Annotated in this window: 20 protein-coding genes; 6 read left to right on the top strand and 14 right to left on the bottom strand. The window is 74.6% G+C overall.

What is annotated here, in order from left to right:
* Positions 1 to 79: 79 nt before the first annotated feature.
* The 8 genes from fxsT to ABGB06_RS01380 form a co-directional block, all read right to left on the bottom strand.
* Positions 80 to 3079, bottom strand: coding sequence for an FxSxx-COOH system tetratricopeptide repeat protein (fxsT, locus tag ABGB06_RS01415; protein WP_347584719.1), 3000 nt, complete (start codon positions 3077 to 3079; stop codon positions 80 to 82).
* A gap of 113 nt (positions 3080 to 3192) precedes the next feature.
* A complete protein-coding gene (locus ABGB06_RS01410; protein WP_347584718.1) occupies positions 3193 to 4530 on the bottom strand; it encodes an HEXXH motif-containing putative peptide modification protein in 1338 nt (445 codons plus the stop codon).
* Positions 4527 to 5705, bottom strand: coding sequence for an FxsB family cyclophane-forming radical SAM/SPASM peptide maturase (locus ABGB06_RS01405; RefSeq protein ID WP_347584717.1), 1179 nt, complete (start codon positions 5703 to 5705; stop codon positions 4527 to 4529). Before ABGB06_RS01405 ends, ABGB06_RS01410 begins: the two co-directional genes overlap by 4 nt.
* Before the next feature lie 4 nt (positions 5706 to 5709).
* Positions 5710 to 5934 carry an FXSXX-COOH protein gene (locus ABGB06_RS01400; RefSeq protein WP_347584716.1) on the bottom strand — a complete coding sequence of 75 codons (225 nt, stop codon included), beginning with the start codon at positions 5932 to 5934 and terminating at the stop codon, positions 5710 to 5712.
* 156 nt (positions 5935 to 6090) lie between these two features.
* Positions 6091 to 9489: an SAV_2336 N-terminal domain-related protein gene (locus ABGB06_RS01395; protein ID WP_347584715.1), complete on the bottom strand. Its 3399-nt coding sequence runs from the start codon at positions 9487 to 9489 to the stop codon at positions 6091 to 6093.
* A gap of 6 nt (positions 9490 to 9495) precedes the next feature.
* The gene (locus ABGB06_RS01390; RefSeq protein WP_347585408.1) at positions 9496 to 10524 is read right to left on the bottom strand and encodes a MoxR family ATPase; all 1029 of its coding nucleotides are present in this window, start codon (positions 10522 to 10524) and stop codon (positions 9496 to 9498) included.
* A 219-nt stretch (positions 10525 to 10743) separates the two neighbouring features.
* Positions 10744 to 12909 (bottom strand): trypsin-like peptidase domain-containing protein, encoded by a 2166-nt coding sequence (locus ABGB06_RS01385; RefSeq protein ID WP_347584714.1) that lies wholly within the window; start codon positions 12907 to 12909, stop codon positions 10744 to 10746.
* Positions 12906 to 13280 carry a CU044_2847 family protein gene (locus tag ABGB06_RS01380; protein WP_347584712.1) on the bottom strand — a complete coding sequence of 125 codons (375 nt, stop codon included), beginning with the start codon at positions 13278 to 13280 and terminating at the stop codon, positions 12906 to 12908. The genes ABGB06_RS01385 and ABGB06_RS01380 overlap by 4 nt, the downstream gene beginning before the upstream one ends.
* Before the next feature lie 120 nt (positions 13281 to 13400).
* On the opposite strand from ABGB06_RS01380, the gene ABGB06_RS01375 reads away from it, so the two are divergent.
* The 3 genes from ABGB06_RS01375 (at position 13401) to ABGB06_RS01365 (ending at position 15628) form a co-directional block, all read left to right on the top strand.
* The gene (locus ABGB06_RS01375; RefSeq protein ID WP_347585406.1) at positions 13401 to 13583 is read left to right on the top strand and encodes a DUF6104 family protein; all 183 of its coding nucleotides are present in this window, start codon (positions 13401 to 13403) and stop codon (positions 13581 to 13583) included.
* A gap of 208 nt (positions 13584 to 13791) precedes the next feature.
* A complete protein-coding gene (locus ABGB06_RS01370; protein ID WP_347584711.1) occupies positions 13792 to 14685 on the top strand; it encodes a DUF4097 family beta strand repeat-containing protein in 894 nt (297 codons plus the stop codon).
* Between the two features lies 1 nt (position 14686).
* Complete coding sequence (locus tag ABGB06_RS01365) at positions 14687 to 15628, top strand: helix-turn-helix transcriptional regulator (RefSeq protein ID WP_347584710.1); 942 nt, start codon at positions 14687 to 14689, stop codon at positions 15626 to 15628.
* A gap of 48 nt (positions 15629 to 15676) precedes the next feature.
* Here the strand turns inward: ABGB06_RS01365 and ABGB06_RS01360 are convergent, their stop codons facing one another.
* A complete protein-coding gene (locus ABGB06_RS01360) occupies positions 15677 to 16639 on the bottom strand; it encodes a zinc-binding dehydrogenase (protein ID WP_347584709.1) in 963 nt (320 codons plus the stop codon).
* Positions 16640 to 16769: 130 nt separating this feature from the next.
* Here ABGB06_RS01360 and ABGB06_RS01355 point away from each other — a divergent pair, with 130 nt between their 5' ends.
* Positions 16770 to 17303 (top strand): GNAT family N-acetyltransferase, encoded by a 534-nt coding sequence (locus tag ABGB06_RS01355; protein WP_347584708.1) that lies wholly within the window; start codon positions 16770 to 16772, stop codon positions 17301 to 17303.
* A gap of 8 nt (positions 17304 to 17311) precedes the next feature.
* On the opposite strand, the gene ABGB06_RS01350 is transcribed toward ABGB06_RS01355, so the two are convergent.
* Positions 17312 to 17722 (bottom strand): DUF2000 domain-containing protein, encoded by a 411-nt coding sequence (locus tag ABGB06_RS01350; protein WP_347584707.1) that lies wholly within the window; start codon positions 17720 to 17722, stop codon positions 17312 to 17314.
* A 127-nt stretch (positions 17723 to 17849) separates the two neighbouring features.
* On the opposite strand from ABGB06_RS01350, the gene ABGB06_RS01345 reads away from it, so the two are divergent.
* Positions 17850 to 18398, top strand: coding sequence for a Uma2 family endonuclease (locus ABGB06_RS01345; protein WP_347584705.1), 549 nt, complete (start codon positions 17850 to 17852; stop codon positions 18396 to 18398).
* 16 nt (positions 18399 to 18414) lie between these two features.
* On the opposite strand, the gene ABGB06_RS01340 is transcribed toward ABGB06_RS01345, so the two are convergent.
* The 3 genes from ABGB06_RS01340 to ABGB06_RS01330 all read right to left on the bottom strand — a co-directional run bounded on the left by ABGB06_RS01340 (position 18415) and on the right by ABGB06_RS01330 (position 21166).
* Positions 18415 to 19167, bottom strand: a complete 753-nt coding sequence (locus ABGB06_RS01340) for an amino acid ABC transporter ATP-binding protein (RefSeq protein ID WP_347585404.1) — start codon at positions 19165 to 19167, stop codon at positions 18415 to 18417.
* 26 nt (positions 19168 to 19193) lie between these two features.
* A complete protein-coding gene (locus ABGB06_RS01335) occupies positions 19194 to 20099 on the bottom strand; it encodes an amino acid ABC transporter permease (RefSeq protein WP_347585403.1) in 906 nt (301 codons plus the stop codon).
* A gap of 107 nt (positions 20100 to 20206) precedes the next feature.
* Positions 20207 to 21166 (bottom strand): ABC transporter substrate-binding protein, encoded by a 960-nt coding sequence (locus tag ABGB06_RS01330; protein ID WP_347584704.1) that lies wholly within the window; start codon positions 21164 to 21166, stop codon positions 20207 to 20209.
* Positions 21167 to 21727: 561 nt separating this feature from the next.
* On the opposite strand from ABGB06_RS01330, the gene ABGB06_RS01325 reads away from it, so the two are divergent.
* Positions 21728 to 23002 (top strand): NADP-dependent malic enzyme, encoded by a 1275-nt coding sequence (locus ABGB06_RS01325; protein WP_347585401.1) that lies wholly within the window; start codon positions 21728 to 21730, stop codon positions 23000 to 23002.
* A gap of 364 nt (positions 23003 to 23366) precedes the next feature.
* Here ABGB06_RS01325 and ABGB06_RS01320 read toward each other — a convergent pair whose 3' ends face one another.
* The gene (locus ABGB06_RS01320) at positions 23367 to 24161 is read right to left on the bottom strand and encodes a class I SAM-dependent methyltransferase (protein WP_347584703.1); all 795 of its coding nucleotides are present in this window, start codon (positions 24159 to 24161) and stop codon (positions 23367 to 23369) included.
* Between the last annotated feature and the right edge of the window lie 73 nt (positions 24162 to 24234).

Genomic DNA, 24234 nt, shown 5'->3' with positions numbered 1-24234 from the left:
GGCGTGCCCTGCGTGTCCGTACGGTCCCGCTCGTCCGCCGACGGCCGGGCCCCGGGGCGCCCCCAGAGCCCGGCAAGGGCTACGTCCCGAGCGGCTCGAAGTCCCAGAAGGGGCGGACCCGGCTGCGGGCGCTGACCGTGTGCACGTGCTGCGAGCCGAGCGTGGAGATCAGCCCGGACAGGGCCTCCTCCTCCACCTTGTCGGCGTCCTCGCCCTTGCGCACCCCGCGCAGGTCCAGCGCCAGCGCGGTCTGGCAGGACAGGAACAGCGGATGCTTGCGGCCCACCGCCTTCGCGGCCCGGCGGGCGGTGTCCCGGCTGAGCTCGACGGCGCCCTCCAGGTCCCCGTCCAGGCTGCGGCCCGCCGTGGCGTTGAGCGCCGTGCCGAGCGTCCACGGGTGGTCGGGGCCGAGCGCCGTGGCCATGTCCGCCAGGCACTCCTCGGTGAGCAGCAGGGACTGCTGCCGCTCGCCGGCCGCCCGCAGCACCAGCGCGTGGTTCACCGCCGCGCCCAGCGTGTACGGGTGCCGCGGCCCGAGCGTGATCCGGAAGCGCTCCATGATGGACTCGCCGATCGCCCGGGCCTGGTCCAGGTTCCCGTGGGCGCGCTGGACGAACGAGTAGCAGGTGGCGATGCGCAGCGTCAGCGGCGAGTCGTCGCCCAGCACCCGCTCGGCCCGCTCCAGCAGGTTCCCCAACCGGGCGTGGGCGCCCGCCCGGTCGCCCGCCCGCAGCACGCAGAGCGCGAGGTTCTGCTCGGCGGTGAGGGTCTGCGGGTTGTCCGCGCCCATCACCGCGCGGTGCTGCGCCACGCCCTGCTCCTGGACCGAGTACGCCTCGTCGTAGCGGCCGAGCAGCCGCAGGTCGAGGGCGTACGCGTTCTCCGCGAGGAGCGTGGAGTTGTGCCGGGCGCCGAGCAGCTCGCGGCGGTCCGCGAGGTTCTTCCGGTTGAGGTCCATGGCCTGGGCGTAGCGGCCCAGCAGCCGCAGGGTCAGGGCCAGGTTGTGCCGGGAGTGGAAGGTCCGGGAGTCGGTCTCGCCGACCACCTCGACGTGCCCGGCCAGGGAGCGCTCGTTGACCTCCAGCGCCTCCTGGAAGCGGGCCAGCCCTCGCAGGTCGGCGGCCAACCCCTCCCGGGCGCGCAGCACGCTGGGGTCGAGCGCGCCGCGGGCCGTGGTCAGGTGGTCGATGACCGAGCGGTCGAGCCGCTCGCAGCGGGCGTAGTCGCCGAGCGCCCGCACCATGGTCGCCTGCTGCGACGCCAGGTCCCAGAGCGCGACGTCCTCGGCGCCGAGCACCTCGCGCCAGGCGCGCTCGGTGCGCTCGATCAGCTGGACGCCGGCCGTGTACTCGCCGGCGAGGTACAGGTACCTGATGCAGTTGAAGATCAGCCGGTGCAGGTCGGGATGGGTGCTGCGGAGCGCCCCCGACGGGTCCAGATGGGGCACCAGCCTGGCGAACCGGGGCCACAGCCGGGTGTCGGTGGGGCGCAGCGGGTCGGCCGCGGCCAGCGCGCGGCGCACCGCCCGGGAGTAGTTGGCCTGGTCCTCCTCGGTCATCCCGTCGCGCACGGTCTGGTGCACCATCCGGTGCAGGTGCAGCGTCCCGGAGGAGGCCGGATCCTGGTCGTGCACCTCGCTCTCGTCGGCCTCGAAGCGCACCACGGAGTGCTGCACCAGCTTGCCGACGGCGGCGTTCCACCGCAGCGAGTCGTCCATCAGCCCGGCCAACGGTTCGGGCAGTTCCTCGGTGGGAACGGCGCGCAGCAGCGTGACCGGGATGGCGCCGGGCGCGAAGAAGGCGCACAGCCGCAGCAGCTCCACCGCCTCCGGCGCGGTCTCGCGCAGCCGGTTCAGCAGTATGGAGAAGGCCGTGTAGTAGCTCATCGGGAAGTCGGTGGACAGCCGGAGCCCGGACTCCAGGTCGGCGCCGCCGTGCAGCAGGTCGACGTACTCGGGGACCGACATGGTGGCGTCGCTGAGCCAGCCCGCGGTCTGGTCCAGCGCCAGCGGCAGGTCGCCCAGCGAGTCGGCGAGCAGGTCGGCGTTGGTGGCGTCGATGCGCGGGGCGCGGCGGCGGATGAACGCCACGGACTCCTCGCGCAGGTACACCGGCACCTCGATGAGCGTGGTGTTGTGCTGGGCCCATTCGCGGTTCTGCGAGGTGATGATGACGTGCCCGGGTCCGGTGGGCACCAGGTCGGCCACGGCGGTCGGATCGTCGGCGCCGTCGAGCACCAGCAGCCAGCGAGCGTGCGGGTCGCCGCGGCGCAACGCGTCCCGGACGGCACGCAGCCGCTCGCCGTAGTCGGGTCCGGTGGTGAGCTCCAGCGCGGGCGCCAGCTCGGCGAGCCGCTGGCGCAGCGTGCCGCGCTGGTCGGCCGGCACCCACCAGACCATGTCGTACTCCGGGCCGAACCGGTACGCGTACTCGGCGCCGATCTGGGTCTTGCCGACGCCGGACATGCCGAGCAGGGTGACCACCCCGGCGCCCGGCTCGGACTCCTGGAGCTCGGCGTACGCCTCCTGGAGGGTGCCCTCGCGGCCGGTGAACCGGGTGTTCCGCCGGGGCACGCCGCTCCAGATGCTGGGCTGCTCGTGCGGATACCGCGGGCCGCGTCTGCGGTCGATCGACACCCCGGCCGGCGGGGTGTGCCGCTGCCCGCCGATGCCCAGCAGGCTGATCAGGCGGCGCTCCGCCTCCCGGGCGCCGATGCCCCACAGCTCGGCGGCCCCGCCGAACGCGGCGGTGGCCGAGGGCATCGGCTGCGAGGTGACGGACACCGCCGCGAACCGGTGGGTGTGCGGGGCGACGACGGAGCGCAGCGCCGCGTTCCACGCCTCCTCGCGGCGCGGGCCGAGCTTGAAGTACCAGTCGCTGAGCACCACCAGGATGCGGCCCTCGACCAGCAGCAGGTCGGTCAGCGCCTCCTCGAGCGAGGTCTCCAGGGGCGGGTCCCAGCGCTGGAACGCGACCCGGACGCCGTGCCGCTCCAACCGGTCGCCGATCCAGGCGGCCCAGGGGCGGTTGAAGCCCGCGAAGCTGATGGTGACCTGGCGGGTCTCGGCTTCGGTGTCCACGGGTCTCTCCTCGTACCGCGATGGCGACGGACCGTCAGATGTCCTCGCTGGGAACATACACCGGGCGTCCGTCAGGTAACCTCCCCCGGCCCGCGGGGCGCTGTGAGGTGCCTCTACTGCCGGGCATGCTGCCGGCTCCACAGCGTGCGGGCGGTCTCCACGTACGCGGTGGCCCGCACCAGATGGCCGTCCGGCGGTCGCGGTCGGCGCAGCTGCTCGTGGCGTTCGGCCATGGCGCGGACGAACTCGCGGCCGGCGTCGGTGAGCCGGCGGGTGTCCCGCAGCACCGGCAGGACGGCGGCCACCTGGGCCCAGCACCGGGCGTGCGCCGCCCAGGAGTAGTCGCGTTCGGCCGGGTCGGCCAGGCTCAGCGCCAGCCGTTGCCAGAAGGCGGCGAGCGCGAGATGGGCGTAGGCGCCGTGCAACAGCCCGTCGAAGGGGCGCGGATCGGGGCGCCACGGGGCCCAGTGGCGGCGCTCGGCGCCCGCGGTGTGCAACGGGGTGAGCTCGCTGAGCGCGGCGAGCTTCGCGTGCTGCAGTTCGTGGGTCAGCCCGGCGGCGAGCAGCGCCGGGCTGGGCGGCGGGCTGGCCAGCACGGCGCCGAAGGCGCCCGGGCTGGTGCCGCTGGAGTGCCCGACCTCGGTGTCCGCCGGTTCGGCCATCGGCACGATGCAGTCCAGCAGCGCGAGTTCGGCGGACCGGGCGGCGCCGCCGAGGTGCAGCAGGGGCAGCGCGCCCTGCCACAGCGCGGCCCAGTGTTCGCGCTCCCCGGGCGGTAGTTCCCTGCGCGCGTGCGCCCCGCCGGGCGCGGAGGTCCGCGCGGCCAGCGGACCCGGGTCGAGGTCGTCGAGCAGCACGGGGCGCGGCCCGCCGTCCAGGGTGCGCAACGGCAGCCAGCGCGGGTCGTCGGAGTGCCAGGAGCCGTCCGGGTCGCGACGCACCTCCAGCGGCGGCTCGCCGGGGGTGCGCATGATCAACAGGCCGTCGCGGCCGCTGAGGTCGGCGAGCGCCCCGTCGGGGGCGGCGCTGTGCAGCGCGCCGAGCGTGGGCAGCGTCATCCGGCCGTCGCGCAGCGGGGCGCTGGTGGTGAAGTCCAGTCCCGCGCGGATGGCCGCGGCGGCGGCGACGGACCCGAGGTGGGCGAGGTCGCGGGCCGCCTCGGACGGGGCGCCGCGCTCCAGTTGCCGGACGCAGGACTCGGCCCAGGGGCCGGTCAGCGGATAGAACAGCACCCGGCGGGCGGCCTCGGGCGCGGCCCGTTCGGCGTGCTCCAGCAGGTCGGCGTGGTCCCTGGCGAGGGGCAGGGGGGCGGCGCCGACCGCGTCGAAGAGCAGCCGCAGCAGCAGCAGGCGCCGGGTGTGCTGGTCCGCGGTCAGCAGCGCCAGCGTGTCGCCGCCGCCCTCGGCCCGCCCCAGCTCCCGCAGGTGTTCCGGGGCGAGGGTGCCGGTCACGGAGCCGCCCCGGCCACCGGAGCCGCCTCGGGGTCGGCGGCCCGGCGGAGCGCCGCGGCGACGTGCCGGATCAGGCGTTGCAGGTCGGCGCAGTAGACCGACGGATTGCGGAAGCCGTGGCCCTCCCGGTAGCGGTGGGCGTAGTGGCCGGCCCCGCAGACCTCGACGAGCGGGCAGCGCTGGCAGTCCTCGGCCAGGGCGGCGCGCCCGTCCTGCCGGGCCACCACGCCCGGGTGGCGGAGCGCCGCGTCGAACGGGTGCCGGAACACGTCGAGTCCGGTCTCGGTGGCGCCGGGGTAGGCCGTCTTGAGCGCGTCCACCTGCTCGATGCTCCCGTCCGTCTCCACCACGACGGCGTCGAAGGGCTGCAGGCCCAGGGCCTCGCCCGCGGCGGGCAGCCCGAGCAGCAGGGCGACGCACTCCTGGAAGAGACGGATCCTGACCCGCCGGCGGTCGTCCCGCCACCAGCGATCGAAGACGGCGCACAGCCAGTCGCCGTACGGCGTCGGGCGCGCGGCGGCCGGGTCGGGCAGGCCGCCCGGCAGTCCCGGCGGCGGGGTGGTCCAGTTGCCGTGCGGCAGCAGCAGGGCGAGCGCCGGTGGGTCGAGCCGCAGCAGCGACTCGTACACCTCCACCGGATCGCTTTCGAGGTCGATGACGCAGAGCACCCCGGCGTAGCCGGCGCGGTGTCCGGGCTCGGCCAACAGCCGGGCCGCCCGGCGGATCCCGGCCCAGGCGGGGCGGCCGGCGTGGTCGATCCGGTGCCGGTTGTGGTGGGCCAGCCCGCCGTCCAGGCTCAGCCCGACGCGGATCCGGTGCCCGGCGAGCGCGCGCAGCCGCCGTTCGGTGAGCAGCACCCCGTTGGTCTGCACGGTGGCGCGCACGGCGCAGCCGGCGGGCACCCGCGCGCGCACCTCGTGCACGAACGCGCCCAGGTCGTCGGGGTCGGTGAGCAGCGGCTCGCCGCCGTGCAGCACCACGGAGACGGCGGACAGCCGGTGCGTCGCGGCGTGTTCGCCGATCCGTTGGGCGGTGCGCCGCAGGGTCCGCGGCGCGGCGGTCACCGGCTGCCGGCGCCAGCCCTGGTCCGCCGCCTCGTACATGTAGCAGTAGTCGCAGGCGAGGTTGCAGCGGCTGTTGACCTTGACGACGAACTGCCGGAACGGTACGGCCACGCCGTCACCAGGCCTGGGAGAACTGCCAGAGGGTCTCCCCCGGCGTGACCATCCGATCGCGCAGCTCGTCGAGCACCTCGTTGAGCACCGGGTGGTCCAGGCGGCGCAGCTCTCCCAGGCTGAGTCCGAGCAGGTCGGGCAGCGGCTCGCGGGCGGCGGGGGCGGTGTCGTCGGGAGTGCCGTCCGCTGTGGTGGCGCACCCAGCCGCGTCCCGTGGGCGGGATGTCATGATTCCTCCTCGCGGCGCTTGACTCCACGCATCGCCGACAGGGGCCATGCGGACATTCCCCCGCGATCGCCTGCGGAAACCCCCGTTCCGCGGCTACCCGTCCGAACCAGCCAGTACGCGGCGGGTGTTGGGCGCCCCGCGCCAGGGTCGGCCGGGTCAGGCGTCGGGGCCGCCGCGGAGTTCGTCGAGGCGTTGCTGGGTCGCCCGGCCGTCGTCGCCGCCGCCGTCCGGTAGGCGTCGCCACAGCGTCCGGGCCGCACGGAACGCCTCGGCCGCCGCCAGCGGGCGCTTGGCGTGCTCGTACGCGTCGCCACGCTGGTGCAACGCGAGCGCGCCGAGCCGGACCGCCTCGGACGACTCCGCGCCGCTCCGTTCGGCGCGCTCCGCCTCCGCGGCCGCCGCTGCGGACCTGCGGTACGCCTCGGCGGCCGACTCCAGCCGCTCCAGCCGGCCGATGTGCCGGAACGCGCGGCGGTGCGTCTCGCCCAGCTCGAACCAGGCCCAGGCGCGGGTCAGCGGCTCCTCGGCGCCGGTGGCGGCGCGGGTGAAGAGGTGCTCCGCCTCGCGCAGGTCGACCATGTCCACCGCCTCCTGGTACCGGGCGGCGAGGGCGCGGCCGAGCAGCAGCAGCCGGTGCGGCAGCCGCGGGTCGTCGGCCGGCGTCTCCATGCGGCAGTCCCGCAGCACCCGCACGGCCTGGGAGATGGCCGTGGCGCCGCCCTCCAGGCCGGCCCGCTGGAGCAGCAGCGCCCCCCACTCCTCCAGCAGCTGCCCGTACTCGGGCCGGTCCCGGGACAGCAGCCGGCTGGCGCCGGCGAACCGCTGGGCCGCCGCCGCCAGGTCGGACGGCGAGCCGTGCTCGGCGAAGCGCCGGGCCCGCAACCGCGCCGAGCGGATCAGGCAGGCGCCGTACAGCTCCGGGTCGTCGGTCAGCTTGCGGGCCCGCGCGATGACCGAGTCGGCGCGCGGCCAGTCCCGCTCGGTCAGCAGCAGCGCGTCCACCTGGTCGAGCAGCGCCCGCGCGGTGGCGCGGGGCGGGGCGGACTCGGCGAGCAGCGCCTGGGCGCCGAGCTCCAACGAGACCGCGGCCTGCTCGGCGTTGACCCGGGCCCGCTCGGCGTCCGGCTCGGCGCCGGCCAGCCGCAGCAGCGCCCGGCCGATGGCCAGCGGCAGCCCGCTCGGCACCGGGTCACTGCCGGGCCAGGCGTCCACGATGGCCTCCAGCATGCCGACGCTCTCCTGGAGCAGGCCGGTGTCGCCGCCGAGCCGCCACTGCTCCTCCAGCACCCGCACCCGTTCCAGGGCCGGGCCGAGCGCCTCGTGCACACTCAGTCCCGGGGTGGCGCAGACCGCGGCGAACTCGCGGTCCGCCTGCCGCCACAGCTCCAGGGCGCCCCGGCGGTCGCCCAGCGCCTGCCGCTCGCCGGCCTCGGCGCTGAGCACCCGGGCCAGCACGGCGCGGGCGCGCACCGCGCCGGGGTGGGCGGCGGCGGTGCGGGCGGCCTGCCGCGCCTCGCGCAGCAGCGCGCCGTCGCGCTGCGCGCGCCACAGCCGCAGCAGCAGGTCGGCCAGCTCACCCCAGAGCTCGGGGTCGGTGCCGCGGCCGGGGCCGCGCTGTCCCGAGACGGCCTCGCGCAGCATCCGCACCGCCTCCAGCAGGTGCCGGACCCGGCCGTCCTCGGCGAACCGGTCGGCGAGCGCGCGGGCCTGGCCGACGGTCTCGGCCACCGGCGGGGCGTCCGCCTCCGGGTCGCGGTGCAGCGAGACGGGCGGGGACTCGGGCGGGAACTCGGGCAGGAAGCGCTGCAACACCTTGGCCGCGACCTCCGCGAACGGCTGGGGCGCGACCGGGCCGCGGGCCGGTTCCGCACGGTCCTCGGGCCCGGCGCCCGGGTCCGGCGGGGCGGCGTGGTCCGGCGGGACCGGCAGGGCCTCCGCGACGTGGCCGCCGGCGAGCTGGGCCAGCGCCAGCGCGGGGAAGTTGGGCCCCGCCTTGCCGAAGCGCTGTTCGACGTAGCCGGAGCAGTGCTTGAGCACCAGCACCGCCTCGTCGTGGCCGAGGGAGCCGAGCAGCTCCTGGTGCACGCCGTCCGCGAACTCGTACCACCGGCCGTCGCCGCCGCCCGCGGTGCCGCCGGTGCCGCCGGCGCGGCGGCGGATCAGGCCGCTGAGCATCACCTCGGACAGCTCGGCGGGCCCGGAGTCGGGCAGCATGGTCCGCTGGATCAGCTGCATCACCGGCAGGAACAGCGGCGCCGCCGCCAGGTATCCGGCCAGCCGGACGGCGGCCGGCGAGGCCGTGGCGCGGAACCGGGCCAGCAGCTGCGCCGCGGAGCGGGAGTCGGCGGCCCGCCGCTGTGTCGTGGCGGCGGCGGGCTGGTCGCCGCGGACCCAGCCGACGGCGGCGCGCACCGATCCGGAGCCGACGCCGGCCAGCAGGCCCGTCCAGGCGCCGAGCGCGGCGGGCGTCGGCGGCAGCACCGGCACGGGCACGGCGCCGTCGCCGGGGCCGTGCGGCCGGCGCGGATCGTCGGCGGCGAAGCGGAGCCTGGCCGAGGAGATCGGCCACTCGTCGCGCAGCAGCCGCCCCGGCGAGACGGGCAGCCGGGTGCGCGCCCACAGTCGCTGCGGCAGCGGCTGCACGACGGCCACCTGGGCGTGCCGGGAGAGCCGGTACAGCAGCCGGTGCGCGGCGCCGCTGCGCCACAGCGGCCCGGTGCAGTCGCTGACCACCACGGTCAGCCGGCGGCCCGTGGGGTCCTGGAGCTGGCGGACGGGGCGCAGCACCGCCTCGTCCGGGTCGAACCTGCGGCTGATCGCCGGGCGGCCGTCGGGCGACTCGTGCAGGTAGTGGACCTGGATGTCGCGGAACGCGCCGAGCCGCGCGAAGACCTCGGTGAGCTCGCCGAGCATCCGCTGCCACACCCGCATGGCGGAGGCCGCGTCCATCAGCAGCTGGAGGTCGACGTGCCCGCGCGGCACCTCGTGGAAGGCGGGTAGCAGCAGCCCGCCGGACCGGGCGGCGCGTTCCACGGTGGCCCGCTCGTCCAGCTCGCCGCGGACCGCCCTGGGCGGCGGGGCGGGCGGGCGGCAGCGCCGCAACGGCCGCAGCGCGCGTTCGAGCTCCAGCAGGTCGGGGAGCGCCCTGGCCTCCGGCACGCCGACCCGCAGCGCGTCCCTGGTCAGGGCGGAGCGCGGTTCGCCGGAACCGTGCGGGTCGGCGTAGAGCGCGACGGTCTGGTCGCCGGCCCGGGGCATCCGTCCGGGTCCGCTCGGGGCCGGCGACTCCGGCTCCCCGGGGTGTTCGTCCCGGGGTGCGGCGGGGCGGCCCCGGTCGGCCGGCGCCGGGTCGGGACGCGCGGCCGGGTCGGCGGCGCTCGGCTCGGCCCGTGCGCCCGTGGGCCGCGCGTACCGCGCCAGCCACAGCGCGTCGGCCAGCCCGGCCCAGTCCGGATCCAGGCCGGCGCCACGCAGCGCGCCGACCAGCCCGGCCAGCCCCGATCCCTGGCCGGCGGATTCGGCGTCGCCCGGCGAGGGGGCGTCGGCGTCCAGCATCGCGGGCTACCTGGGCCGGTCCAGTCGCCGGATGAGCATGTCCGCCAGCCGGTCCCGGGTGAGCGGCTCGGCGTGGTGGGTGAGGTAGATGGCGTTCAGCAGCTGGTCGGTGGCCAGCTGTTCGGTGCGGGAGCGGTCGAAGAACCGGCTGATCAGGTCCTCGCCGACGCGGGCCAGCTCGTCACCCAGATGGGCGCGGACCACGGTGGCCAACCGCTCCGGGTCGGGCCGGCTCAGCTCCAGATGGATGCAGCGGCGCAGCAACGGGGCGGGGAAGTCCCGCTCGCCGTTGCTGGTCAGCACGACGAACGGGAACGCGTGGCAGCGCACCCGGCCGTCCCTGATGCTGACCTGCTGGCCGTCGTCGGTGAGCACCTCGACCTCGGGCTCGCGCTCGGCGATGCGCTCCAGCTCCGGGATCGTGAACTCACCCTCCTCCAGGACGTTCAGCAGGTCGTTCGGCAGGTCGATGTCGCTCTTGTCGAGCTCGTCGATGAGCAGCACCCGCGGCACCGGCGTGGGCAGCAGCGCGGTGCCCAGCGGCCCGAGCCGCAGATAGCTGCCGATCCCTCCCGGTGCGGTGCCGGGCGTCGCGCCGGCGGCCCGGCCGCTGGCCGCGATCTGGGTGTCCTGCAGCCGGGCGATGGCGTCGTAGTGGTAGAGGCCGTCGCCCAGGGTGGTGCGGCTGACGATCGGCCAGTGCAGCACCCGGCCGAGCCGCAGCTCGTGGGCGACGGCGTGCGCCAGGGTGCTCTTGCCGGTGCCGGGGCTGCCGGTGACCAGCAGCGGGCGCCGCAGGTACAGCGCGGCGTTGATGATCTCCAGCTCCTCCGCGCTGGGCCGGTGCATCTCCGCGATGTGGCGGAAGGCGCCGAGCCGGCGGGTGGAGGTGCTGTCGGCGTCGGGCGCGGCCGCGACCAGCGGCCGTCCGTCGAAGTCCCGCCACGGCGGCGGCTTGGGCAGGGCGCGGATGCCGTCGTGCGGCTCGCCGACGCCGCGATATATCAGCCACTCCCGGCTGCCGGGCTCGGCCACGGCGGCGCCGTCCGGGGAGTCCGGGTTCCTGTCAGACACAGCCACTGCTTGCTCCTCGTCGCTCGTTCGCCGTTCGCGGGGGCGCCGGCCGCGCCCTGACCGTATCGGGGCGGGGCCCGGGGCAGAAGGGCCACACGTCGCCGCCACGCGACGCGCGCCGGGACGCCCCGGCGGGCCCGGTGACCAGGGCGGGGAGGCCTCCCTCGGGAGGACCGTCGCTCACGGGGCCTCCAGCAGGTCCTCGGCGCCGGGCAGGGGCTCGGCGGTGGGATCGGCGTAGAGCAGGGCGAGGCCCTTCGACCAGTACGCCTCCGGCACGCCGCCGCCGACCTCGGCGCGCAGCCGCCACAGCGCCTCGGGCAGCGCGCCGCCGTGGCCCGCCACGGTGACGGTGTGGGTGACGCCGCGGTGGAAGTCGGCGCAGTTCGGCTCGCGGGCGGCGGGCTCGCGCCGCCAGAGCACCATGTCGAAGCCGCCGTCCAGCACCGTGGACATCGCGTTCGGGTCCTCGCCCGCGGCGCCGCGGCAGAGCACCGGGACGGTGCCCGGCTCGCTGCGGGCGAGCGCGCCGTGGTCGGGCAGCGCCCGCGGATACCCGCCGAGGCAGTCGAGCACCAGCGGCTCCACCGGGCCGAGATGCGCCTTCTCCCAGCGGAACTGGCGGAGCGCGTGCCACGCCTCGGCGGTCCCCGAGTCGGGATGCGGGTCGTGGTCGGCGCAGCGGACGACGACCGGACGCTGGTCGCCCAGCCGGGAGCCGGGCGGCCCCGACACGTGCCACTCGTCGATCGGCAGGTCGAGCAGCCGGTACGGCAGCACGGCCTGCACCATCACCGGCCGGTCGTGCTCGTCACAGCGCCGGAACGCCTCGGCGAGCGCGCCGCGCAGCCGGGACGACGGCTGGTCGTACCCCTCGGCGCCGGTGTCCGCGTCGATGGCCGTCAGCTCGCCGGTCGGCAGCGGGGCGTAGACCAGCCAGTCGTACCGGCTGGGCTCCCAGGCGTGCGGGGTGACCTCGAGCAGCACCGCGGGCAGCGGCGTGACCGGCGGCGGGGTGGCGTCCGGCACCGCGACCACCGGCGGGGAGTGGATGACGCTTCCGGGCGCCGGGTCGGACCAGTCGCGCGTGCCGGCCGGCAACCCACCGGCCACCAGGGGTCCCTGCGGCTGCCAGCGGGCCCGGAGCCTGGCCTGCTGCTCCTCCTTCAGCCGGGTGCGGATCCACTGCGGCAGCCCCAGGTCGGCGGCGGTCTGGTGAGCCCAGTCCAGCAGCCGCTCCTCGGCCGCCGGCGGCGCGGGGAACGGATGGTCGGCGGTCGCGGCGTAGACCGCGTACCGCAGCACCGTCTCCAACTCGCTGCGGCCCGCGCCCGGGTCGTACAGCAGGCCCAGGCCGTCGCGCCAGCCGCGCGGCGCGGGCAGCGGGCCGCGGAACGGGCGGCCGCGCAGCTCGGTGATCAGCCGGGACAGCCGGGGGGTGTCGGCCGGCGGCGGCAGCTCGGCCAGCAGGCCCAGCAGTTCGGCCCGTTGACCGGGACGCAGCGATCTGCGGGCCAGCGCGGGCAGCTCGGCCTGGGCGTCGGTCCAGGTGTCGTGTGGCGTGCTGGTGTCCCGGTGCTGGTCGGCGTGGTACCGGTCGTGGGCGTGCAGCACCCGGTGGTAGGTGTCGTCGCGCTCCGCCAGCAGCCGGCCGGCGGGCGCCGGCAGACGCCGCAACTGCAGGACGGACAGGCCCAGTCCGCCGTCCCGCCCGGCGGTGCGGCGGGCCTTGACGATGCCGATCACCTCGCCGCGCTCCAGGTCCACCATGGGCCCGCCGGAGGCCCCGGACGGGATCTCGTCCTGGTTCCCCAGCTTCAGCTCGCCCTCGGTGCCGAACTCGCCCAGGATGCTGCACCAGCCGTTGACCCGCTCGATCCGGCCGTCCTCCTCGGTGCAGCCGAAGAACGCCACCCGCCCGTCGGTGAAGACGGAGGCGGTGCGCTCGGTCAACCAGACGCACTCGTGCCGGACCGGCTCCAGCAGCCGGATCAACGCCAGGTCCGGCGCGGGCCAACGGCCGTCCGCGGGGCTGTGGTCCGGGTCGGCCCACTCGACCACGCCGCGCACGCGGCGTGCCGGGTCGCCGAGGTCTCCGAAGCTCAGCCCCACTTCGCGCCTGCCTCCCTCGCTCGGTCCCCCGCGAAGTGCCACGTGGGCGCAGGTGAGCACCCATCCCGGGGCGACGAAGAAGCCGCTTCCCCAGGGCCGTGAACTCGGCTCGCCACCGTCATACCCGGCTGGCGGCGGATGGATGCGTACGGTGGCGGCGGCGGCGAGCGGCGCCAGGATCTCGAAGGGGTCCACGTCCGAGGGCTGTGCGCCCCCGGTGCCCTCCCATGTCATCCCGCCTGCCCCACGTCGTCCGGCGGTGCCCCCTGCCAGCTGAGCGTGACCGTGATAGCGGCCCGGGCCCCGCCGTCGGCGAGCAGCGCCACCACCCGTCCCGGGCTGGCGCTGAGCTCGATACCGAAGCTGACGCTGACCTCGTCGGGCCGGGCGGCCCTGGCGCCCGCGGCGACCGACGCGGCCACGCCGCTGATCAGCCCGCGCAGGCTCTCGACCCGGGCGGCGACCTGGTCGCCGAGCGCGGTGTCCGCGTACGTGGAGCCGGGACGCTCCTCCCGCTCCCGCTGGTCCAGCAGCCCGGCGTCGGAGATCCGCGCCCACACGGGCGTGCCGTCCGGGAGGTGGATCCTGGTGACCTCTCCGCTCATGGCCGACCCCCCGTCGTCGCTGGTGTGCATGCAGCGTAACGGCAGGCACCGACGGCTGCCTATCCTGGCTGTTTGTCACTCGGCCAGTCCCCCGGCCGGTCCCCGAACCCGGAGCGGAACGTGTACTTCACCGATCGCGGCATCGAGGAGCTCGCGCAGCGGCGCGGCGACGAGGAGGTCAGCCTCGGCTGGTTGGCGGAGCAGCTGCGGCTGTTCGTGGATCTCAACCCGGACTTCGAGGTGCCGGTGGAACGACTGGCCACCTGGCTGGCGCGGTTGGACGACGAGGACGAGGACGAATAGCCCGACGCACGGCCGACGTGCCGACGACGCACCGCCAGCGCACCGCATCCGCGCCCCCGGCGCACGACCTGGAAGACCGCGCGCGCCGGGGGCGCGGACGCGACTGTCGCGAGCCGGGCCCCTTGACGCCAGCGGTACGCGATATATCGTGTTCTTCGGAAGTCGCGATATACCGCCGCCCTGGCGGCCGTAGCAGCGGGGAGGTCCCGTGTCCGGGAAGTCCGAATGGTCCGTCACCGAGGCGCAGACCCTCACGTTCGACCGGGATCCGGTCAGGAACCTGCACGTCCGCATCGTCAACGGCACGGTGAACGTGGTGGGCACCGACGAGCCGAACACCCGGGTGGAGATCACCGAGGTCGAGGGCCCGCCGCTGGTCGTCACGCACGAGGCGGGACATCTCGTCGTCGCGTACGAGGACCTGCCCTGGCAGGGCTTCCTCAAGTGGCTGAACCGCAAGGGGTGGCGGCGGCGCGCGGTCGTCTCGGTCTGCGTGCCCGCCGCCGCCCGGCTCACCGTCGGCGTGGTCGGCGCCTCGGCCGTCGTCAGCGGAATGGAGGGCCGCGCCGACGTCCGCGGCGTCAGCGGGCACACCACGCTGGTCGGGCTGTCCGGCCGGGTGCACGCGGAGACCGTCTCCGGGGACATCGAGGCCCAGTCGCTCGGCGGCGAGCTGCGGTTCAACTCCGTCTCGGGCAACCTCACGGTCATCGACAGCGTGGTCCAGGAGCTGCGGGCCGACGCGGTCAGCGGCGACATGGTCGTCGACCTCGCGCCCTGCGAGAAGCCCACCGACCTCCGGCTGAACACCGTCTCGGGGGAGGTCGCGATCCGCCTCCCCGACCCGATCGACGCCGAGGTGGACGCCACCACGGCGAGCGGCGGAATATCGTCCGCCTTCGCCGAGCTGGCCCAGCACGGCGACTGGGGCGCCAAACGCCTCGCCGGCACACTGGGCGACGGAGCCGGCTCGGTGCACTGCTCCACGGTCTCCGGCTCCATCGCACTGCTGCGCCGCCCGGCGCCACCGGACGAACCGTCAGACACCGCCGGGCCGGGCAACCATCCCCGTCAGGCCGCCGCTCTGCGTAAGGACGTGTGACATGGCTCCCGTCTTCGGACACGGCCGACTCCGGCTCTACCTGCTGAAGCTGCTCGGCGAGTCCCCCCGGCACGGATACGAGGTGATCCGCCTGCTGGAGGAGCGCTTCCACGGGCTCTACGCGCCCTCGGCCGGCACCGTCTACCCCCGGCTCGCCAAGCTGGAGGCGGAGGGCCTGGTCAGGCACGCCGAGGAGGGCGGTCGCAAGGTCTACTCGCTCACCCTGGACGGCGAGCGGGAGCTGGGCGACCGGGAGGACGAGCTGACCGACCTGGAGCGGGAGATCCGCGACTCGCTGGCCGCGCTGGCGGCCGAGATCGCCGACGACGTCAGCGGCTCGGCCCGCGACCTGCGCCAGGAGGTCAAGCGGGCGACCGCCGAGGCGCCGCCCACCCAGGCCGCCGGGTACCGGGCCAGCGACCGGGCGGCCTGGCAGGCCCAGGCGCGCCGGGCCAGGGAGGAGTCGCGCCGCGCCCGCCGGGAGGCGAGGCAGGCGCGCGAGGACGCCCGGCAGGCCAGGGAGCAGGCCGGCCAGGACGCCCGGCAGGCCCGCGAACAGGCCGGCCAGGAGGCACGGGACCATTTCGAGCAGGCGGCCCGGCGCATCCAGGAGCGGGTGCAGGCGCACGGGGCGAGCGGCGACTGGCACGGCGCGATACGCGAGGGCCTCGACAGCCTGGGCCGGGAGATCGGCGGGTTCGCCCGGTTCGGCGACCGGCCCTCCACCGCGTGGCCGGCCTGGGGGCACGAGTCCGAGGACCAGACCGCCGACGTCACCGATCCCGAGCGCGAGCTGCAGCGGCTGCTCGACGCGTTCCGCGACGAGGTGCGGGACGCCGCCCGGGACCACGGCGTGACCCAGGACCAGCTCAGGGAGGCGCGGCGGCACCTGTCCACCGCCGCGGCGCACCTGGTGGCGCTGCTCCGCTCACCGCACGGCTGAGCGGTCGCCGGCGCGGGTCGGGACCGTCGGGAAACAGCCGGGAGGGCGTCAGAGGGTGAAGACGATCTTTCCGAACACCTCGCCGCGGTCCATCCGTTCGAAGCCCTCGGCGGCCCGGTCCAGCGGCAGCTCACGGTCGATCAGCGGGCGGATGCCGGTGGCGGCGCAGAAGTTGAGCAGCGCGGCGAGCTCCTCCTTGGTGCCCATGGTGCAGCCGACGACCTTCAGCTCCAGGAAGAAGATGCGGTGCAGCTCCGCCGCGGGGGGGTTGGGGCCCGAAGTGGCGCCCGAGATCACCAGCGTGCCGCCGGGCCGCAGCGACTTCACCGAATGCGACCAGGTGGCGGCGCCGACCGTCTCCAGCACGGCGTCCACCCGCCGCGGCAGCCGCTCGCCGGTCTCGAACGCCGCCTCCGCGCCCAGTTCCACCGCGCGCCGGCGCTTCTCCTCGTCCCGGCTGGTGACCAGCATCCGCAGCCCGGCCGCCGCGCCCAGCACGATCGCGGCCGTGGCCACCCCGCCGCCGGCGCCCTGCACCAGCACGGTGTCGCCGGGCCGCACCCCCGCGCTCGTGAAGAGCATCCGGTAGGCGGTCAGCCAGGCCGTGGGCAGACAGGCGGCCTCGGCGAAGGACAACTCCTTCGGCTTGGGCAGCACGTTCCACTGCGGCACCGCCAGCCGCTCGGCGAAGGAGCCCTGGTACCGCTCGCTCAGCAGCGAGCGCCGCTCGCGCGGGCCGACCCCGTGGCCGCTGGCGCCGATGACGGAGTAGACCACGACCTCGTTGCCGTCCGCGTCCACGCCGGCAGCGTCGCAGCCCAGGATCATCGGCAGCTGCTCCTCGCCGAGGCCGACGCCGCGCAGCGACCAGAGGTCGTGGTGGTTCAGCGACGCCGCCTTCACGTGCACCACCGTCCAGTTCGGCGGGGCCTCCGGCTCGGGGCGCTCGCCCAGCCGCAGTGCGTTGAGGGGCTGGTCTCGGTCGAAGCTGGCGGCATAGGCGGCGAACATGATCCTCACGCTAACCCCGCGCGGCGGGCCCCGCCAGGGGGACCTCCCGTCGGTGTCCGGCGTTCCCGCGGCGGCCGTGAGGTGGGACGATGGAGGCCGAGGGGAAATCGGGGAGGCGACCATGGGGACGGTGTTTCTACGACGCTTGAGCCGGTGGCAGGCGGAGGGCGAGCGCGACGACGTGGCCGACCTGTACGTCGAGGCGATGCGCGACGTGCCGGGCCCACGCCCTCTGGACCGGGGCGAGTTCGCGCGCCGGTTCGTCGACCACGTGGTGCAGCAGCCGGGCTTCGACATGATGGTCGCGGGCGACCCGGCGCTGGCCGGCTCCGCGTACGGCCACCGGGCGGACCGGGGCGGCCCGTGGTGGGAGAGCTACCAGGAGGTGCCCGTCGAGCTCGACGAGTTGACCAGCGCCCGGCAGGTCTTCGCCGTCGCCGGACTGCTGGTGGCCCCGCGGCAACGCCGCAACCAGGTCGGGACGCGGATGCTCAGCGAGCTGCTGGCCCGTGCGGACGCCTCACTGGCGATCGCCGTCCTCGACCCGGGGAACGTGCCGGCCCTCACCGCGTTCCAGTCCTGGGGCTGGACGAAGGCCGGCCAGCTCACCCCGCGCGACGCCGCGCCCCCGCTGGAGGCCTGGGCCCGCCGACTCGGTCGCTGAGCCCGTGCTCAGCCATGCAGTGACAGGCCCTTGGTGACCCGGTCGACGGCGTTCCTCGGCCCGTAGAGGCCGAGCCCCGCGAGGCTCAGCTTCTCCGCCTCGACCGCGCGGACCGCGGCGCGGTTGGCGGCGTCGTGGTCGGTGGCGAACAGCTCGTCGGTGTACACCGCCGTGGCCAGCCCGCGACCGAGGGCGCGGGCGTGGGCGCGGGCGAGCCCCGCGGCGTCCGCCTCGAAGACCAGCACCGGCTGCCGGAACATCGCCAGATAGCGGTTGCCCGAGCCGTCCTCGTACGGGTCGCCGATGGTCTCGTCGCGGGCGTGCGCGACGCCACTGGCCAGGTACGAGGTGACGTTCAGCCGCTGCCACACGGCCAGGTCGGCTCGCACGACGACGGCGATCTTGGTGTCGAAACGCATGCCGGCAGTGTCCGCCGGCCCGTCCACCCCGGTCTTGAACACTCGTGCGGCGGGGTCACACGCTGACCGGTACGGCCCCACGGCCGCTACTCTGGTGCACCACCCGTGACCAGCGAAGGAGGGGTCGATGCGCAGCACCCTCGACCGGATGTGGCGGGAGATCGAGGAGGCGGGCCATCCCGCCGGTTACGTCGTCGAGATCGTCGACGGAAAGGTGATCATGACCCCCCAGAGCCCGGTCCGGTCCTGGACGGTCACCAACATTCTGCGCAAGGCACTGGCGGCGGGCATCGACGAGCTCCGACTGGTGAACGACGTGGCCGTCGACTTCCCCGGCGAGACGTCGGCCGCGCCCGATCTGGCCGTCCTGGACGAGGCGGCGGTTCCCATAGGGCGTCGTTACAACTGCGTGGACGTGCTCGCGGCCGTCGAGGTGGTCTCCGCCAGGTCCGACTCCAACGACTACGTCACGAAGGTCGCGAAGTACGCCCGGTTCGGCATCGGCACGTACCTGATCATCGACCCCTTCCGCGGCGTGTGCACGCTGCACGAGAAGGCCGAGGCCACCGGCTACGAACAGGTGACGGAGTACACCTACGGCGAGACCGTGCCGCTGCGCGTCTCCGACGGTGAGACAGTGCAGCTGACGACCTCGGATTTCGTCCGGGAGACGTGAACCCGGTAGCGCCCCGTCACAGCACCTTCGACAGGAACGCCTTCGTCCGCTCGTGCCGCGGGTTCGCCAGCACCTCGCGGGGGACGCCGTGCTCCACGACCGCGCCGTCGTCCATGAAGACCAGCGAGTCGCCGACCTCCCGGGCGAAGCCCATCTCGTGGGTCACCACGATCATGGTCATGCCGTCCTCGGCCAGCTTGCGCATCACGTCCAGCACCTCGCCGACCAGCTCCGGGTCCAGCGCGGACGTCGGCTCGTCGAAGAGCATCAGCTTCGGCTCCATCGCCAGCGCCCGGGCGATCGCCACCCGCTGCTGCTGGCCGCCGGACAGCTGCGCCGGGTAGTGGTGCGCCCGGTCGGCCAGGCCCACCCGGTCCAGCAGGCGCTGCGCGCGCTCCGCGGCCGCCGCCTTCCGCAGGCGCTTGACCTGCATCGGCGCCTCCATGACGTTCTCGGCGGCGGTCATGTGCGGGAAGAGGTTGAAGCGCTGGAACACCATGCCGATGTCCCGGCGCTGCTCGGCGACCTCGCGCTCCCGCATCTCGTACAGCCGGTCGCCCTTCTGCCGGTAGCCGACCAGCCGGCCGTCCACGTACAGCCGGCCGGCGTTGATCTTCTCCAGATGGTTGATGCAGCGCAGGAACGTCGACTTGCCGGATCCCGAGGGCCCGACGACGCAGCACACCTCGCCGGCCCGCACCTGGAGGTCGATGCCCTTGAGCACCTCGATGTGGCCGAACGACTTGTGCACCCGCTCGGCGAGCACCATCGCGCCCGCACCCGTTGCCGTGTCGCTCATATGCCCGCTCCGCCCGCTCCGCCCGCTCCGGTCCCCGACTCGCCGCTGCGCACCCGGAACGCGGTGACGTGCGCCCGCACCCGCTGCAGCGGGGTCATCGGCAACGTCCGGTCCACGCCCCTGGAGTAGTGGCGCTCCAGGTAGTACTGGCCGACGCTGAAGACGGTGGTCAGCAGCAGGTACCAGACGCTGACCACGATCAGCAGTTCCATCACGGCGAGGTTCCGGGAGCTGATGACGTCCCCGGCCCAGAAGAGCTCGTGGTACTGGATGGCGTAGGCCAGCGACGAGGTCTTGAGCATGTTGATGAACTCGTTGCCCGTCGGCGGGATGATCACCCGCATCGCCTGGGGCAGCACGATCCGGCGCATCGTCCTCGTGCCGTTCATGCCCAGGGCCTGCGCCGCCTCGGTCTGCCCGGAGTCCACGGAGAGGATGCCGGCCCGGGCGATCTCCGCCATGTACGCCGCCTCGTTCAGGCCGAGGCCCAGCAGGGCGGCCAGGAACGGCGTCATGAAGTCGTTCATCTCGTCCTTGTAGAAGCCGAGATTGATGGTCTCGAAGACGAACGACAGGTTGTACCAGAGGAACAGCTGCACCAGCACCGGCGTGCCGCGGAAGAACCACACGTAGCCCCACGAGACGGAGGCCAGCACCGGGTTGGGCGACAGCCGCATCACCGCGAGCAGCAGGCCGAGGACCACGCCGAGCAGCATCGACAGCACGGTGATCCACAGCGTCGACAGCGCGCCGTCGACGATGGTGTGGTAGTCGAGGTAGTCCCCGACGACGTCCCACTGGATGTCGGCGTTCGCGAACGCCGACACCAGCAGGGCGAGCAGGCCGAGGACCGCGGCCGCGCCGATCCAGCGGCCGTAGTGGCGCACCGGGACGGCGCGGATCGCCTCGGGCGGGGTGGCGTCGCCGCCCGGCCGCTTGGCGAACGAGACCTGGTCAGGACTCTCGTCGCGGGGTTCGGGGTCGGACTCGGACACGAAGGAACCTCACCTCAGGTGCCGGCGTTGATGGTGGCCTCGTCGATCGCGCCCGTCTCGGCGTTCCACTCCTGGAGGATCTCCGCGTAGGTGCCGTTGTCGATGATCTCCTGCACGGCCGCCTGGAGCGCGTCCCGCAGCTCCGTCTCCTCCTTGGGGACGGCGATGCCGTACGGGGCGGCGTCGATCTGGTCGCCGACCACCTCGAAGAGCTCGCCGTCACCGGCGGTCAGCTCGTTGTAGAGGGCCACCGGGTAGTCGGTGACGACGGCGTCGGCCCGGCCGTTCTGCAGCGCGGTGATGGACTCCGAGTCCACCTCGCTGTAGGTCGGGTCGATGGGCTCGTCGCAGGACTCCTGCTGGTCCTCGACCAGGGCCTCGTTGGCGGTACCCAGCTGGGCCGCGACGCTCAGGCCGCACAGGTCCTCGACGGTCTGGATGCCCTCGGGGTTGCCCGCCGGCACCAGGATCGCGGAGCCGGCCTGGAAGTAGTTGACGAAGTCGGCGCCGCCGCCCTCGGCGTCGCCGCTGGCGCCCTCCTGGCGCTCCTTGGTGTCCGTCATGGCCGACATGATGATGTCGTGGCGGCCGTTGTTCATGCCGAGGATCAGGCCGTCGAAGGTGCCGTTCTCGAAGACGAAGTCGACGCCGAGCACGTCGCCGAGCGCCGCCGCGATGTCCGGGTCGATGCCGGCGATCTCGTCGTTCTCGTCGTAGAACTCGATGGGCGGGTAGGCGATGTCGGAGCCCACCTTGATCTCGCCCGCCTCCTGGATCCGGGTCGGCAGCATGTCGTGCAGCGAGGCCTCCTCGCCGCCGCTGCCGCCGGAGGAGTCCGAGGAGTTCCCTCCGCTGGAGCCGCCGTCCCCGCCGTCGTCCGTCTGGTCGCCACACGCGGCGAGCAGCAGCGCGCCGGTGGCGACGAGGGCGCCCAGCGCCGCGAGGCGGGGGCGGCGGGTGGTGCTGGAGGTCATGGGATGGTCCTCCTCGGAGGGTGGAGTGTCCGGGGGGTTCGAGTTTCCGGTGCCGGGCACGCGTCTTCGACAGTGGTGACGACGTTCGACGGAGGCATCCTGCCACCAGTGACCGACATCCTGAGACCCCGGGACGTCAAGATCGGATAACGGACAGACGTCACCGATGAGCGGAGGTTCCGAACTCCCGCACGGGCGTTCCCCGGTCGCCGGAACCGCCCGCGGACCGGGTGCGGTCTGAGAGATGCGTCACTCCCCCGGCTCGGACGGCCCGGGGGCATGCCCGGGCCATCAGAGGTCTATCACATGAGCACAGGCCATGCTCTTGTGGTTCCCGACCGAAGAATGCCGCCCGGCTCTGTCACGGAAACCACTCGTGGGAGATGCGCGAGATCCGATAGAACCGATTCGTTACACCCCTCACCAGGGGACCCTGGGCGCGTGTGCGGCGCGTCCGGCGTCCGAACCAGCCTCTCGCCGGCGGCCACTCGCCGGAGGGGGCGCGGACGTGGTGCCCGCCCGCCCCCCGGATCGGGGGGCGGCTCCCTCGACAGACCACGCATCACGCTTCACGCAAAAGGGGTAATTTCTGTGGCTTCGGAGACTGTCCATCCACGCCTCAGCCCACCCGCCGGTCCGCCCGCGGCAGAGGCCGACGCGAGCGTCGGCCCGGACGCGGGGTCGGGCCTCGATCCCGCGTTCGCCCTGCACCGCGGCGGGAAGATGGCCGTGCGCGCCACCGTGCCGGTGCGCGACGCGGACGACCTCTCGCTCGCCTACACGCCCGGCGTCGCCCGGGTCTGCCAGGCCATCGCCGACCAGCCCGAGCTGGTGCACGAGTACACCTGGCGGTCGAAGGTCGTGGCCGTCGTCACGGACGGCACCGCGGTGCTCGGGCTCGGGGACATCGGCCCCGCCGCGTCGCTGCCCGTGATGGAGGGGAAGGCGATCCTCTTCAAGCAGTTCGGCGACGTGGACGCCGTGCCGATCGCGCTCGACTGCACCTCGACGGACGACATCGTCGAGACGGTCGTCCGGCTGGCGCCGTCGTTCGGCGGCATCAACCTGGAGGACATCTCCGCGCCCCGCTGCTTCGAGATCGAACGCCGGCTCCAGGAGCGGCTCGACATCCCGGTCTTCCACGACGACCAGCACGGCACCGCGGTGGTGACCCTGGCCGCGCTGCGGAACGCCGCCCGGCTGTCCGGGCGCGAGCTCGCCGAGCTGCGCGTGGTGATCTCGGGCGCGGGCGCCGCGGGCGTGGCCATCGCGCGCATCCTGCTCGGCGCCGGGGTGACCGACGTGGTGGTGTGCGACCGCAAGGGCGTCGTCTCGACCGACCGCGCGGACCTCACCAACGTGAAGCGGGAGCTGGCCGGGATCACCAACCCCGGTGGCCTGTCCGGGCCGCTGGCCTCCGCGCTGGAGGGCGCGGACGTCTTCATCGGCGTCAGCGGCGGCACGGTGCCGGAGTCGGCGGTGGCGCGAATGGCGCCCAAGGGCTTCGTCTTCGCGATGGCCAACCCGACGCCCGAGGTGCACCCCGACGTGGCGGCCAGGTACGCCTCGGTGGTGGCCACCGGCCGCAGCGACTACCCGAACCAGATCAACAACGTGCTGGCGTTCCCCGGCATCTTCGCCGGCGCGCTGCGGGTGCGGGCCTCGCGCATCAGCGAGGGCATGAAGCTCGCGGCGGCGACGGCGCTGGCCGAGGTGGTCGCCGACGAGCTGAGCCCGAGCCGCATCATCCCCTCCCCCTTCGACGAACGCGTCGCCCCCGCGGTGGCGGCGGCCGTCGCCGAGGCGGCCCGCACCGAGGGCCTGGCCCGGGCATAGCGCCTTCCCGGCGCGCGGTATCCCCACGACGGGGGCCGGCGGCGCGTGCCGGGCCCGGCCCGGGCCGCCGGTCACGCCGAGCCCGGACGGTTCGGCCGGCTCCTGGGATGCCGGTGCCCGGCCGGGGAGTACGCCTCCGCCTCGCCCGCACCGGATGGGAAGGTGTCCCCCGCTGGAGCGGATCGGTCCGGCCGGGCCGGGGCGGCCCTCGCGGAAGGGCCGGGCCCGCTGTTTGGTCGCCGGCCCGGGCCGTCGCCGGTCGGCCGCGGCTTCGGGCGCCGACCGGGGCCGGCACGGCGGATGCCGGGGCGCGACGCCAGGACCGTGCGGGCCTTGGGCCGGTGACCCGCCGGCAAGGCGCTCGCTAGCGGAGGGCCAGGACCATCGCGTCGGTCAGGGAGGACCAGGCGACGCGGGTTTCCGTGAAGCCGGCGGAGCGGAGCGTGTCGGCGTGCCAGGCGGGCGACTGCATCTCGCTGTCGCCGTGGCCGCCGTCGGAGGGCCGGCCGAAGATCGCGAAACGCTCGGTTACAGGGCCGGCCAGCACCGGGTCCGCCTCGGCTGAGTCCCACCACGTCGCCCAGTCCTGGACGCCCGCCGCCCTCTCCCTGGCCCGGCGCTCCCGGTCGAGCTCGCTCACCGCCGCGTTGAGCCGCGGGGTGTCCGGATCCGGCATGTGGTCCGCGTTCAGGAAGACGCCGCCCGGGCGCACCACGCCGGCCAGCTGGCCGTAGAGGGTGCGCAGCGCGTCCGTCCGCAGCCAGTGCAGCGCGGTCGCGGTGAGCACCGCGTCGTACGTGTCGTGCGGGAGCCGTTCGGTCCAGTCCGGGTCGGTCAGGTTCGCGGTCACGAAGCGCGCCCGCGGCTCGTCCGCGAAGGTGCCCTCGGCGATGGTCAGCAGCGCCGGGTCGAGGTCCACGCCGACCGTGGTGGCGCCGGGGAAGCGCCGCAGCACCCGCGCGCTGATGCTCCCCGTGCCGCAGGCCAGGTCCAGCACCTGCGGCGCGTCCCCGACGACGGCCTCGACCGCGTCGAGCATCACCCGGAACCGCTCCTCGCGGTCCGGCATGTACCACTCCTGCTGCCGGTCCCAGCTCTCCTGCCAGTCCTGCCAGCGCGTCTCGGCCACGCCCACGCCGCCGCTCGTGCCCTCGCCCATGAGTAACAGACTCCCCTCAGCCGCGTCCCTTACCAGTACGGTGTTGACTATAAGCAGCCTCCGGTAAGGAACG

It is taken from the genome of Streptomyces sp. B6B3 (assembly GCF_039871525.1).
GTDB lineage: Bacteria > Actinomycetota > Actinomycetes > Streptomycetales > Streptomycetaceae > Streptomyces.
The sequence above is the reverse complement of the archived record's forward strand: the minus strand, read 5'-3'. Positions and strand labels throughout refer to the sequence as shown.

Coding starts and splice junctions, on each gene's coding strand:
- ABGB06_RS01385 (WP_347584714.1), bottom strand. CDS start 12,909: ATGACATGGGAGGGCACCGGGGGCGCACAGCCCTCGGACGTGGACCCC.
- ABGB06_RS01340 (WP_347585404.1), bottom strand. CDS start 19,167: ATGGTGCTCGCCGAGCGGGTGCACAAGTCGTTCGGCCACATCGAGGTG.
- ABGB06_RS01320 (WP_347584703.1), bottom strand. CDS start 24,161: ATGGGCGAGGGCACGAGCGGCGGCGTGGGCGTGGCCGAGACGCGCTGG.
- ABGB06_RS01400 (WP_347584716.1), bottom strand. CDS start 5,934: ATGACATCCCGCCCACGGGACGCGGCTGGGTGCGCCACCACAGCGGAC.
- ABGB06_RS01345 (WP_347584705.1), top strand. CDS start 17,850: ATGCGCAGCACCCTCGACCGGATGTGGCGGGAGATCGAGGAGGCGGGC.
- ABGB06_RS01365 (WP_347584710.1), top strand. CDS start 14,687: ATGGCTCCCGTCTTCGGACACGGCCGACTCCGGCTCTACCTGCTGAAG.
- ABGB06_RS01380 (WP_347584712.1), bottom strand. CDS start 13,280: ATGAGCGGAGAGGTCACCAGGATCCACCTCCCGGACGGCACGCCCGTG.
- ABGB06_RS01350 (WP_347584707.1), bottom strand. CDS start 17,722: ATGCGTTTCGACACCAAGATCGCCGTCGTCGTGCGAGCCGACCTGGCC.
- ABGB06_RS01360 (WP_347584709.1), bottom strand. CDS start 16,639: ATGTTCGCCGCCTATGCCGCCAGCTTCGACCGAGACCAGCCCCTCAAC.
- ABGB06_RS01395 (WP_347584715.1), bottom strand. CDS start 9,489: ATGCTGGACGCCGACGCCCCCTCGCCGGGCGACGCCGAATCCGCCGGC.
- ABGB06_RS01330 (WP_347584704.1), bottom strand. CDS start 21,166: ATGACCTCCAGCACCACCCGCCGCCCCCGCCTCGCGGCGCTGGGCGCC.